Source organism: Mesorhizobium sp. M3A.F.Ca.ET.175.01.1.1, assembly GCF_004791945.1.
Taxonomy (GTDB): domain Bacteria; phylum Pseudomonadota; class Alphaproteobacteria; order Rhizobiales; family Rhizobiaceae; genus Mesorhizobium.
Genome location: NZ_SRTP01000005.1, coordinates 312,183 through 324,962, shown reverse-complemented (window position 1 = coordinate 324,962; position 12,780 = coordinate 312,183). Strand labels below are relative to the sequence as shown.

Annotated in this window: 10 protein-coding genes; 1 reads left to right on the top strand and 9 read right to left on the bottom strand. The window is 63.2% G+C overall.

What is annotated here, in order from left to right:
- The 3 genes from EN818_RS15220 to EN818_RS15210 form a co-directional block, all read right to left on the bottom strand.
- Nucleotides 1-1,656: potassium transporter Kup (locus EN818_RS15220; protein ID WP_095808106.1), on the bottom strand; the 1,656-nt coding region annotated here is incomplete at its 3' end.
- 146 nt (nt 1,657-1,802) lie between these two features.
- Complete coding sequence (locus EN818_RS15215) at nt 1,803-3,719, bottom strand: potassium transporter Kup (RefSeq protein WP_095808107.1); 1,917 nt, start codon at nt 3,717-3,719, stop codon at nt 1,803-1,805.
- A gap of 92 nt (nt 3,720-3,811) precedes the next feature.
- Entirely contained in the window at nt 3,812-4,552 is a 741-nt protein-coding gene (locus tag EN818_RS15210) for a pyridoxine 5'-phosphate synthase (RefSeq protein ID WP_135904672.1), read from the bottom strand.
- Between the two features lie 203 nt (nt 4,553-4,755).
- Here EN818_RS15210 and EN818_RS15205 point away from each other — a divergent pair, with 203 nt between their 5' ends.
- Nucleotides 4,756-5,157 (top strand): STAS/SEC14 domain-containing protein, encoded by a 402-nt coding sequence (locus tag EN818_RS15205; RefSeq protein ID WP_095808109.1) that lies wholly within the window; start codon nt 4,756-4,758, stop codon nt 5,155-5,157.
- Between the two features lie 9 nt (nt 5,158-5,166).
- Here the strand turns inward: EN818_RS15205 and EN818_RS15200 are convergent, their stop codons facing one another.
- The 6 genes from EN818_RS15200 to EN818_RS15175 all read right to left on the bottom strand — a co-directional run bounded on the left by EN818_RS15200 (nt 5,167) and on the right by EN818_RS15175 (nt 12,545).
- The gene (locus tag EN818_RS15200) at nt 5,167-6,294 is read right to left on the bottom strand and encodes an ATP-dependent RecD-like DNA helicase (protein WP_095808110.1); all 1,128 of its coding nucleotides are present in this window, start codon (nt 6,292-6,294) and stop codon (nt 5,167-5,169) included.
- Nucleotides 6,295-6,440: 146 nt separating this feature from the next.
- On the bottom strand, nt 6,441-6,791 hold the full coding sequence (locus EN818_RS15195; RefSeq protein WP_095808111.1) for a nitrile hydratase accessory protein: 351 nt from the start codon (nt 6,789-6,791) through the stop codon (nt 6,441-6,443).
- Nucleotides 6,778-7,437 carry a nitrile hydratase subunit beta gene (gene nthB / locus EN818_RS15190; protein WP_095808112.1) on the bottom strand — a complete coding sequence of 220 codons (660 nt, stop codon included), beginning with the start codon at nt 7,435-7,437 and terminating at the stop codon, nt 6,778-6,780. The genes EN818_RS15195 and nthB overlap by 14 nt, the downstream gene beginning before the upstream one ends.
- A gap of 11 nt (nt 7,438-7,448) precedes the next feature.
- Complete coding sequence (gene nthA / locus EN818_RS15185; RefSeq protein ID WP_095808113.1) at nt 7,449-8,054, bottom strand: nitrile hydratase subunit alpha; 606 nt, start codon at nt 8,052-8,054, stop codon at nt 7,449-7,451.
- Between the two features lie 67 nt (nt 8,055-8,121).
- Nucleotides 8,122-11,286 carry an efflux RND transporter permease subunit gene (locus tag EN818_RS15180; RefSeq protein WP_095808114.1) on the bottom strand — a complete coding sequence of 1,055 codons (3,165 nt, stop codon included), beginning with the start codon at nt 11,284-11,286 and terminating at the stop codon, nt 8,122-8,124.
- Nucleotides 11,283-12,545 (bottom strand): efflux RND transporter periplasmic adaptor subunit, encoded by a 1,263-nt coding sequence (locus EN818_RS15175; RefSeq protein ID WP_095808115.1) that lies wholly within the window; start codon nt 12,543-12,545, stop codon nt 11,283-11,285. Before EN818_RS15175 ends, EN818_RS15180 begins: the two co-directional genes overlap by 4 nt.
- Between the last annotated feature and the right edge of the window lie 235 nt (nt 12,546-12,780).

Below are 12,780 nucleotides of genomic sequence, written 5' to 3'. Positions count from 1 at the left end.
CACCCGCATGAACAGCTCGTTGACCGTCTCCATCTTGACGCGGTCGCTGTCCGGCACCACCGGCTGCGGCGCCGTCACCACCGACAGGATGACGTTCTGCTCGTGCAGCACCTTGTAGTGCTTGAGGCTGTGCATCAGCGCCGTTGGCGCGCTGAGCGGATCGCTGGTCAGGAACACCGCCGTGCCCGACACCAATTGTGGTTTTTTCTTCAGAAGGTTAGCCGCCAGCAAGTCGAGCGGGATCTCGTTGCGGCGGGTCTTGTCGAACAGGTAGCGGCTGCCGCGCACCCAGGTCCACATGCCGAGGATGATGGCGAAGGCCACCGCGAGCGAAGCCCAGCCGCCCTCGAACACCTTGACGATGTTGGAAGCAAAGAAGCCGATATCGATGAAGGCGAACAGCGCCGACAACGACGCAGCGACCCAGAACTGCCATTTCCAGATGCGGGTCATGACAACGAACAGCAGCACGGTCGTCACCAGCATGTTGCCGGTGACCGAGATGCCATAGGCCGAGGCGAGTTTGCTGGATTCGCCGAAGCCGACCACCAGCAGCATCACCACCAGCGCCAGCAGCATGTTGACGCGCGGCATATAGACCTGCCCGGACTGCTTTTCGGAAGTGTGCAGGATTTCCAGCCGCGGCAGCATGTTGAGCTGTACCGCCTGCCTGGTCAGCGAATAGGCGCCGGAGATGACAGCCTGGCTGGCGATCACGGTCGCCGCAGTGGCCAGCACCACCATGGGAATGAGCGCCCAGCCCTCGTTCATCTCGAAGAACGGGTGGCCAACGATGCCGTTCTTGGCGAGCACAAAGGCACCTTGCCCCGCATAGTTCAAGAGCAGGCAGGGAAACACGATCGCCAGCCAAGCCAACACGATCGGCTTGCGGCCGAAATGGCCGAGATCGGCATAAAGCGCCTCCGCACCGGTGACGGCCAGGAAGATGGCGCCGATGGTGACGAAGGCGACGTCCGGTGAGTGGATCAGGAAGGCGACAATGTAGTGCGGACTGATCGCCCACAGGATCTCGGGATCGGCAATGATGTGGTTCAGTCCGGAAAGACCGATAGCGAGGAACCAGACGGCCGTGATCGGACCGAAAATCAAGGCAACACCGCCCGTGCCAAACCGCTGCACGGCAAACAGGATGGCGAGGATCAGCAGCGTCAGCGGCACCACATAAGGCTGGAATGCCGGCGTCACCACATTCATGCCTTCGACCGCCGAAAGCACCGAGATGGCTGGCGTGATCACCGCATCGCCGAAGAAAAGCGATGCGCCGGCGATGCCGACGCCGAGAATGATCGCCGAGCGCGTCGCAAAACTGCTGCGTGCCAGTGCCATCAGCGACAGCACGCCGCCCTCGCCGCGGTTGTCGGCGCGCAGCACGAACATGATGTATTTGATCGTGACGATGATCGTCAGCGACCAGATGATCAGCGACAATACGCCCAGAATGTCGACACGATCCGCGACCTCGCCGCGTGAGGACGCCACAAGCGCCTCGCGAAATGCGTAGATCGGGCTGGTTCCGATGTCGCCATAGACCACACCGAGCGCGCCCAGCATCAGCACCTTGGTGCTGTGCTGCTCTATTTCCGGGTGGCCGGACGGATCGGCGGGTTCTGCCTCAGCACCGTTGGCAAGGGCCATGGACGACACTCCGATAAACGGGCGGTTCCTCTACGCTTGCTGCAGTGCAATATCAAGTGCCGTCACGTTAGGTCTCCCATGCCACCGGCGCAGGCCTCGCCGCATTTCAGCACGAGAAGAGGCGCATTGTCGGACGAACCGGGAGGTCAGATCGCCACCTGCGTGCCGATCTCGACGACGCGCCCCGTGGGGATCTGGAAGTACTCGGTCGCGTCCGCCGCGGTGCGCGCAAGGCCGATGAACAGCCTGTCCTGCCAGACCGGCATGCCGGAATTGGGCGAGGCTTTCAGCGAGCGCCGCGACAGGAAGAACGAGGTCGTCATGATGTCGAACTTCCAGCCCTGCTTGCGGCAGATCGCCAGCGCGCGCGGGATGTTAGGCTGTTCCATGTAGCCGAAGGTGAGAGAGACCCGCATGAACAGCTCGTTGACCGTCTCCATCTTGACGCGGTCGCTGTCCGGCACCACCGGCTGCGGCGCCGTCACCACCGACAGGATGACGTTCTGCTCGTGCAGCACCTTGTAGTGCTTGAGGCTGTGCATCAGCGCCGTTGGCGCGCTGAGCGGATCGCTGGTCAGGAACACCGCCGTGCCCGACACCAATTGTGGTTTTTTCTTCAGAAGGTTAGCCGCCAGGAAGTCGAGCGGGATCTCGTTGCGGCGGGTCTTGTCGAACAGGTAGCGGCTGCCCCTTATCCAGGTCGACATGATCAGTCCCATGACGCAGGCGACCGTGATCGAAACCCAGCCGCCCTCGACGATCTTGACCACGTTGGCGGAGAAGAAGCCCAAATCGATTGTGCCGAAGAGCAGCGCAAGCGCCAATGCGAGCGCAAGCTGCCATTTCCACAGCCAGCGCATCACCACGAATAGCAGGATCGTCGTCATCAGCATTTCGCCGGTCACGGAAATGCCATAGGCCGAGGCCAGCGCGCTGGAGCTGCCGAAGCCTACGACCAGCAGCATGACGCCCAGTGCGACCAGGAGATTGACGCGGGGCATGTAGATCTGTCCGCTTTGCATCTCGGACGTGTGCTGCACCTCGATGCGCGGCAACAGATTGAGCTGCACCGCCTGCCTGGTCAGCGAGAAGGCGCCGGAGATGACCGCCTGGCTGGCGATCACCGTCGCCGCAGTGGCCAGGCCGACCATCGGCATCAGCGCCCATTCAGGCAGCATCTGGAAGAATGGGTTGGTGGGCTTGCCCCCATGCGACAACACGTATGCGCCCTGACCGAAATAGTTGAGCAGCAGACAGGGGAAGACCACCGAAAACCAGGCCAGCACGATCGGCTTGCGGCCGAAATGGCCGAGGTCGACATAAAGGGCTTCGGCGCCGGTGACCGCCAGGAACACGGCACCGACCGTGACGAAGGCGCCCGTCGGCGTGGTGGCAAGATATGACACCGCATAATAGGGGTTGATCGCCAGGAACACGGAAAAGTCATCGACAATGTGGTAGAGGCCTGCAACGCCAATCGCCAGGAACCATATCGCGGTCACCGGTCCGAAAACGGCGGCCACCTTTCCGGTGCCGAAGCGCTGCACGGCAAAGAGCACCGCCAGGATCAGCAGCGTGATCGGAACGACATAGGCTTCGAGCGCCGGCGTGACGACCTTCAGGCCTTCGACAGCGGAGAGCACCGAGATGGCCGGCGTGATGATCGAATCGCCGAAAAACAGCGCGGCGCCGCAAAGCCCGATGCCCAGGATCAGCCGCGAGCCGTTGGGATAGGCGCTGCGGGCGAGCGCCATCAGCGACAGGGTGCCGCCCTCGCCCTTGTTGTCGGCCCTGAGCACGAAGGCGACATATTTGATGGTGACGATAATCGTCAGCGCCCATACGATCAGCGACAAGACGCCGAGCACATCTTCGCGGGCGACCAGTTCCCCGGAGGCGTGGAGCGCCTCGCGGAAAGCGTAGATCGGGCTGGTGCCGATGTCGCCATAAACGACACCGAGCGCGCCAAGCATCAGAACCTTGGTGCTGTGGTGGCGTTCGGTTTCAGCATGGTTCGACCGTTCGAGGGATTCTGCCTCGCTGCTGGCGTTGGCTAGTACCATGGACCCCACTTCAACACACGCGCCATCCCCCATGGTCGCCGCAATGAAAAGGACTCGCGAGAACCGCCGCAGCTACGCAAGGCTTGCTTGTCCTACCATCCACAGGCCTTCAAGAAACGCCCGACCGTACCGGCCATGCCATACTCCAGCGCATCGGCTGTCAACCCATGTCCGATCGATACTTCGGCCAATGCCGGAATGCGTTTGGCCAGCGCCGGCAGGTTGTTCGCCGTCAGATCGTGACCGGCATTGACATCGAGCCCGGCGGCAAGGGCGGCATCCGCGGTTTTTCCCAATCTTTCCAGCTCCTTCGCCGCCTTGGCGGAATCGGAATGGCAGCTGCCGTAGGGACCGGTATAGAGCTCGATCCGGTCGGCCCCGGTATTCAGTGCAGCAGTGACGCCAGCAGGATCAGCGTCGGAAAACAGCGACACGCGAAAACCACCCTTCTTCAGCCGTTTCACGATCGGAGTGAGGAACGCGGCCTGTGCGACGAAGTTCCAGCCGTGGTCCGATGTCGCCTGCGCCGGATCGTCGGGAACCAGCGTCACCTGCTCCGGCTGATGCTTTTCGACCAGGGCCAGGAAATCCTCGCTCGGATAGCCCTCGATGTTGAACTCCGCCCTGGGGAATTCGTCGTCGATGAGCGCCCTGATCTGCGGCAGGTCGGAATGCCTTGTATGCCGTTCGTCCGGCCGTGGATGCACCGTCAGCCCATGCGCGCCCGCGGCCAGCGCGATGCGGCCCAGCCCTGTGACGCTCGGCCATGGCAGGTCGCGTCGGTTGCGCAGCATGGCGACCGCGTTGAGATTGACCGAAAGCTTCGCGGGCATGATCCAGTGTCCAATTGAAGCAATTCAGGAAAAGGACTTTCCGTCCGGAATTGCGAAAGAACAAATACCAGAGCGGCTCAGCGGTTCTGTTGGAACGCTGAGCCCCTCTGCGTTCGCGCGCATCTATAGCGCCTTTGAAGGGAACAGATAGAGGGTTTCCGGTGTTCCAGATGACGAGATGGTGCCAACGCAAGGATTTGCCAGTGAATTTCCTCGAATCCGTGCCGGCGATACGCCGCATCGAGACCAATCGCGACGCGCTCTTTGCCATTGACGTGGTCGGCGATGTTTCGCCTGCCGACGCCGAGAACCTTTTCGGGCTGCTCCAGGCGGCCTATGCCCTCCACCCCAGGGTCGACGTGCTGGTGCGGCTGACCGACCAGGAAAGCGTCGATTGGGCGAACATTTCGCAGGAAACGCTCAAGCAGGGTGTGGCCGACGCCCTGGAACACGTCGTCCGCTGCGCGGCCGTCGGCGAACCCGACTGGGCATCCCTCGCCAGGGGCTTCCTCCCGAAGACTTTGCCTTTCGAATTCAGGCGTTTCGACGCTGAGGATGAAGAAGCCGCCTGGCGATGGCTGGGTGCCAGGCCGGCATCACAATGACGAATCGTTTCAACGCACGACAGTCAGCCGCTCGGCGGCACGCGTGATTGCAGTGTAGAGCCAGCGCTGCCTGGTTTCCTTGAACGCCCAGCTTTCGTCGAACAGCACGACGTTGTTCCACTGTGAGCCCTGCGCCTTGTGGACGGTCAGCGCGTAGCCGTAATCGAAATCGTCGAACCGCTTTTTCTGCTGCCAGGGGATTTCGGCGTCGGGATCTTCGAATGCCGCCTTGAGCAGCTTGATCTTCGCGACGCCGCGGTCGGGATCGTCCTCTTCCGGCGAGACCAGCAGGTTGATGCCGGGCTTTACCGTCTCGCGCGACGAGGTCATCACTTTCCACAGCGAGCCGTTGAGCAGCCCCTTGGCCGGGTCGTTGCGCAGGCAAACCAGCTTGTCGCCGGCCTGCGGATAGTCGGCATTGAACCCTTTGAGTTCGCGCAGCCGCTGGTTGTAGCGCCGCCGCGTGCGGTTGGTGCCGACCAGCACCTGGTCGGCCTTCATCACAAGCTCCTGGTTGACGCCTTCCCTGCCGATCACCTGCGCCGTGCCATAGTCGCCATGCATGAACTCGCGGCCCTCGCGGACGTCGAGGGCGAGGCGGATGATCGGATTGTCGCGCGCCTGGCGATGGATTTCCGTCAGCAGCACGTCCGGCTCGTGTTCGGTGAAGAAGCCGCCGCCAGAGATTGGCGGCAGTTGGGCTGGATCGCCCAGCACCAGGATCGGCGTGCCGAAGCTCATCAGGTCGCGGCCGAGCTGCTCGTCGACCATCGAGCATTCGTCGATGACGACCAGCTTGGCGCGAGCGATCGGGCTCTGCCGGTTGAGCGCGAAGGTCGGCGCGATCGACGTCTTGCCGGTCACCTCGTCCGCGACCGATTCCTCGCCCCTGGGCCTGTAGATCAGCGAATGGATGGTGCGGGCGTTGATTGCGCCCTTGGAGCGCAGCACCTGCGCTGCCTTGCCGGTGAAGGCGGCGAACTGCACCTGCCCGTCGACATGCTCGGCGAAATAGCGCGCCAGCGTCGTCTTGCCTGTGCCGGCATAGCCGAACAGGCGAAAGATCTGCGGCCGGCCCTCCTTCAGCCAGCGGCCGACCGCCTTCAAAGCTTCGTCCTGTTGGGGAGAGAACTCCATCAGCGCGACAGACCGGATTCGCGAGCGAAAGACAAGGTTGGAGCTCTCAACACAAGCATCGCCGACGGCGATCTCATTTCTTCAAGCGCGTGACGCTATCAGGCCATGACCAGAACGTAAAGTGAACACAAACTGAGTGAAGCGGCCTACCTGCCCAGCCCCGGATCATTCTCCAGCAGGATCGGCTTGCCGTGCGGCGTGGCGTGCGCGGCACGTTCCCAGGCCGCTGCAAGTACGTCGACCTCGCCCTTGCCGGCGACGCCCTTGGCCGAGAGCAGCCTTTCCAGCGCTGCCAGCCAATGCTCATAGTAATCATGGCCGTCTCCTGCGGCGCCGGGCTTCTTCACCTCGGCGGACAGGGCCTGCGCCCACTCGCTCCACGAGAACAGGCCCCTATCGTGCAGGGCCACGGTCATGGCAAAGGCCTGCGCCTGCCACGGCTCCGCGAAAACTGGATCGTCGAAACCCGTCGGCAGGTCGGCGTCATGCCGGCTCAAGATAGCTCTCCCAGGCATCGATAGAGACACTCAGCGTCGGATCGGCGCCCTCGCCCCAGATCTCCGTTCCGTCGAAGACAATCGTGTATACCCATTGCGGATTTTCGCCCTCGCCATGCGCATTGCTGTCGGGAAAGACGAAGCCGTCGCGCACGGCCTCGACGATTCCATTCTTGTCCCGTGCGTAACGTGGGAGGCGCGTATGGCTGATGGGATTGAAATTCTTCGTGCGCACGCGATCGCCCGTCCGGAAGCGTGCCGGCTTCGTGACCGGCCGATCGCACGGCCCACCTTTGGCGAGCACCGCCGGCACGTCCGCTGCTTTCAGCACTCTTTTGGGCGTCGCTGCCAGGTCCAGCGCCTTGCCGGCCTCAAGGTCGTTCTGCGTCACGAAACCGTGGCGCTCCAACAGAGTCTCCAGCGCCTTGATCCATATCTGATAGTAGCTCGAGCCGTAATAGTCGGCGGGGTGCAAGGATTCCCGCGCATGCCTGCTCTCATCAATGTTCCAGGCACCCATGGCACCGGCGGTCAGCGTGACGCCGAGCGCCCGCTTCTCCCACTCGGCATGGAAGTAGGGCTCGTCCGTTTCGGGCGCGACCGGGCCGAAACCCATCTGCCCACCGAGGTCCTGCGGCCCGTTCATTGAGGCTCCCTCTATTGCGGCTCTTTGGCCAGCGCGGTGCCGATCATCGCATCGCGGCTCACAAGCTCGGCCAGCCGCTCCGCGCTCCAGCCGTCGGTCCCCTTCGGCCGCATCGGCACCACAAGGTAGCGAAGCTCGGCCGTTGAATCCCAGACGCGGATCTTCTTGTCCTGCGGCAAAGTCAGTCCGAACTCCGCCAGCACGCCGCGCGGATCGATCACCGCTCGCGACCGGTAGGGCGGCGCCTTGTACCAGACCGGCGGCAGGCCGAGCACCGACCACGGATAGCAGGAGCACAGCGTGCAGACGACGAGGTTGTGCGTCTCCTCGGTGTTGAACACGGCCTGCATATGCTCGCCCTGACGGCCGGTGAAGCCGAGAGAGGCTATCGCCGCCGTGGCGTCGCGTTTCAGCCATTCGGCGTAGTCCGGATCGGTCCAGGCCTTCGCCACCACTCTGGCACCGTTGCGGGGACCGATCTTCGTTTCGTATGTGTCGACGATGGCGTCGATGGCCGCCGGATCGATCAGACCCTTCTCGGTCAGGATCGTCTCCAGCGCGCGCACACGCGCGGCGAACGGATCGAGCTCATTGTCGTGATCATGATCATGGGCCATGGCGCAAAACTAGAAGCGCGCGCTTTGCGCCGCAAGCATGTTACCTTGGGCCAACGGCGGCAGAAGGCTACTCGGCCGCCGCCTTTTGCAGTTCGACCACGCGATCGTCCTCCTGGTCGAACAGCGAGGGCTGCTCGCCGTTCTCGACGGCGTGCAGCGCCGGGCGGCTTTTCCTCGAGGAGAAGCTGAGCAGCCAGCCGGAGAAACGCTCGAAATAGACATAGATCACCGGCGTCACGAACAGGGTCAGCGCCTGCGAGGCGAGAAGACCCCCGACGACCGCCACACCGAGCGGCTGGCGCAACTCGGCGCTGGCGCCGGTGCCGAGCGCGATCGGGAAGGTGCCCATCAGCGCCGCCAGCGTCGTCATCATGATCGGCCGGAAACGCATCAGGCAGGCCTTATGGATGGAATCTACCGCCGACATGCCCTCGCGCCTGAGTTCCAGCGCCACGTCGACCATCATGATGCCGTTCTTCTTGACGATGCCGATCAGCATCAGGATGCCGATGACCGCGATGACGGAAAGGTCCATGCCGGCAAAGCGCAGCGCCACCACCGCGCCAAGCACCGCCGACGGCAGCCCGGTGAGGATGGTGAGCGGGTGGATGAAGCTCTCATAGAGCATGCCGAGCACGATGTAGATGGTCAGGATCGCGCCGCCGATCAGCAGGCCCTGGTTGGCGAGCGAATCCTGGAACGTCTTGGCGGTGCCGGCGAAGCTGGTGCCGATCGACCTCGGCATGCCGATCTGCTCCTTCAATTGGTCGATGCGGGCCACGCTGTCGCCGAGCGCCACGCCTTGCGGCAGGTTGTAGGAGATCGTCACCGCCGGAAGCTGGCCGAGCTGGTTGACGGTCAGCGCACCTGCGGTGCGGTCGACGCGTGCGAAACTGCCGAGCGGAACCAGGCTGCCGCTCGCGGTCCTGACCTGGATGGCGAGCATGCGCTCCGGCGACCATTCGATCCTGGGGTCGAGCTCCATGATCACTTCATAGCTGTCGGCCGAGCCGAAGATCGTCGAGACCTGGGCGGTGCCGAACCCTCCATAGAGGCTCGAGCGCAGCGTGTCGGTGTCGACGCCCAGCGTTGCCGCCTTGTCGCGATCGACGACCAGCGTCGCCTGCAGCGCGTTGTTCTGCAGATCGCTGGTGACGTCGGTGAAGTATTTATGGTCGGCGGCCATGGCGTCGTTCAGCTTCTGCGCCCAGACATCGGTCGCCCCGTTGTCGAGCCCTTGGACGACCAGCTGATAGGCGCTGGCGGAAGACCGCGAGCCGAGCCTCAGGTTCTGCACCGGCTGCATATAGGTTTCGATGCCCGCCACGTTGGACAGCTGCCGCCTCAGATCGGAGAGCACCTTCTCGATGTCGGGTCTCTGGTCCTTGTCCTTGAGCTGCACGTAAAGCTGGCCTTGATTGAGCGCATTGTTGCCGCTGCCGGCCGAATAGGCGACATGCGCCACGTAGGGCGAGTGCGAGAAGACGTTCGCCACCTGCCCCTGCAGCTTCGCCATGGCGTCGAAGGAAATGTCCTGGCGCGCGATGGTGGTCACCGAGATCTGGCCGATGTCCTCTTGCGGGAAGAAGCCTTTCGGCGAGACCTGGATCACCCAGACCGATGCCGCCGCGGTTCCGATGAAGAGGAGGAATACCAGGAAGGTATGACGCAGGCAGAAGCTGAGAACCCAGTCGTAGGCGCGCGTGAAAAGGTCATGCCTGTGACCGTCGCCATGCGCCTCGCGATCGGCCTTGGTGACCGACAGCAGCCGCGAGCACAGCATCGGCGTCAGCGTCAGCGAGACGAACATCGACGCCAGGATTGCCACGGTGACGACCACCGCGAATTCGTTGAAGATGCGGCCGATCACGCCGCCCATCAGAAGCACGGGGATGAACACCGCCACCAGCGAGATCGAAATCGAGATGATGGTGAAGCCGATCTCGCGCGCGCCCTTCAGCGCGGCATCGAATGCCGACAGCCCATCCTCCTCCATGTGCCGGAAGATGTTTTCCAGCATCACGATGGCGTCGTCGACGACGAGGCCGACCGCCAGCGTCAGCCCCATCAGCGAAATGTTGTCGACGGAGAAGCCGAACAGGAACATGGCCCCGAGCGTAGCGATCAGCGAGATCGGCACCGCCACGGCCGGGATGATGGTTGCCGTCACGCGGCGCAGGAACACGAAGATCACCATCACCACGAGGGCGATGGTCAAGAGCAGCGTGAACTGCACGTCGTCGACGGCTTGGCGGATCGATGTGGAGCGGTCGTTGAGCAGTTTGATGCTGGCGGCGGCAGGCATCTGCTCCTGGAAGGACGGCAGCATCGCCTTGACCTTGTCGACGACGTCGACGGTGTTTGCGTCGGGCTGTCGCTGCACCGCAAGGATGATCGCGCGCGTGCCGTCATACCAGCTCGCCGTGGTGGTGGTCTGAACCGAATCGACGACGCGGGTCACCTCGCCGAGCCGCACGGGATGTCCGTTCTTCGTGGCGATGATGATGTTGGAGAATTGCGCCGCGTTGTCGAGCTGCGTGTTGGCGGTGATGGTCAGCTGCTGCTTGTCATTCTGCAGCACTCCGACCGGTGTGTTGCTGTTGGCCGAAGCGATCGCCGTCTGCAATTGGTCGATCGAGATGCCGCGCGCGGCAAGCGCGGTTGGATCGATCTGGATGCGCACTGCATATTTCTGCTGACCGAAAATCGAGACCTGCGCCACGCCGTCGATCGTCGACAGTGACGGCGAGATTACGTTTTCGGCGAAGGCATCGAGATCGGTTAGCGGCACCGTGTCGCTGACCAGCGACATCAGAAGGATCGGCGCGTCGGCCGGATTGACCTTGCGATAGCTCGGCGGCGCCGTCATCTCCGGCGGCAGCGATTTCTGGGTGCGCGCGATCGCCGCCTGGACATCGGCCGCCGCGGCGTCGATGTCGCGATTGAGCACGAATTGAATGGCGATCGAGGTCTGGCCGAGCGAGTTGGTGGTCGAGATCGAGTCGATGCCGGCGATCGTGGCGAACTGCTTGATCAGCGGCGTCGCCACGGATGTCGCCATCGTCTCCGGTGAGGCGCCGGGCAACTGGGCCGAGACGTTGACCACCGGAAACTCGGCGCTCGGCAGCGCAGCCACCGGCAGGAACTTGTAGGCGAAGATGCCGCCCAGCACGAGCGCGAAGGACATCAGCAGGGTGGCGACGGGCCTGCGAATACAGAATTCGGAGATCATGGCCGCGCCTCGCCGCCCTTGTCGGCTTCCGCGAGCTTGGGAGCGGCCTGGCCGGTATCGTTGCTCGCCGCTTTGCCCTCATGCACGGCGGCGCCGTCCTTCAACCTTGTTTGGCCCTCGACGACGACCCTTTCACCGTTCTTCAGCCCCTGGCTGATGGCGCTGTTTTGACCTTCCGTCAGCGCCACCTGGACCGGCCGCATCTCGACCGTGTTGTCCGGCTTGACCACATAGACGAACGGCCCCTTCTGGCTGGGCTGCACCGCGACCGTCGGAACCGACGTCATTTGCGGCATCGTGCCGGCGTCGAGCACGACATTGACATACTGGCCCGGCCACAACGAAAGGCCGGGATTGGGAATGCTGGCCCTGGTCGCGATGGTGCCGGAAGCGGTGTCGACGCTGGAATCGACGAAATCGAGCGTGCCCTTGCCGATCGGCGTCGGATCGCCGTCCTTGGTCAGCGTCACGCCGCCCTCCTGCGGGTGAGCGAGCGCCTTGTGCAACAACGCAAGATTGCTTTCGGGCAGGGTGAAGTTCACCTGCAGCGGGTCCATTTGCGTGATGGTGACGAGCGGCGTTGCCGTGCTGTTGCCGTTGCTGGTGGTGACGAGGTCGCCGACGGAGACGTTGACGGCGCCGAGCCTGCCCGAAATCGGTGCCGAGATCGTCGCATAGCCCAACTGCACGGTGTCCGAATCGATCGTCGCCTTGTCGGCATCGATCGTCGCGGCCGCGGCCTTTTGCGCCGCCAATGCCTGATCGTAGGTCTGCTGCGTACCGGCCTGCTTGGCGACGAGGTCCTTGGCGCGCTGCAGATCCGCCGTAGCGCTGACCAGCATTGCCTGGTCCTTGACCAGCGCCGCCTGGTCTTTGGCCAGTTGCGCCTTCAACGCGCGGTCGTCGAGCGAGAATAGAAGATCGCCGGCCTTGACCATCTGGCCGTCCTTGACCGCAATCGACATGATCTGGCTGGAGACACGGGCATTTATGTTGACCACGGCGGGCGACGAGACAAAACCGATCGCGTAGCGGCGGATGGGGAAGTCCGCCGTCGTAGCCGTGGCGGCAACGATCGACGCGGAGCGCGCGCCGTTTCCGCCGGCCTTCTCGGACACCTTGGCCGGCTTGTCCGTCGCGGCGGCCGGTTGGCCTGAGATCAAGTGCTGGGCTTTGTCCCGCGCCGTGGGCGAAAGATACAGACCGGCTCCCGCAAGGCAGGCCACCGCAACCACTGCAAAGGCAATTTTTCCGCGCATCGACAACAAGCCCTCTCACCCGACACGCTGAATCCGGTGTCATATTTCAGCTCGTTCCGCGGCCATTTTCCCGCGAATTTCGCCGAATAGATAGGACACGGCTTTGGCGGAAAAGGGCCAAAGCGCGGCATTACGAAGATTTAATGTGCAGTGCACAATTGTTGTGCAGCCTGGATCAAGGCGATAAGGCCCGGCCCGCGGCGGCTGAAGGGAAGCGCAGGAACCACCATTTGCA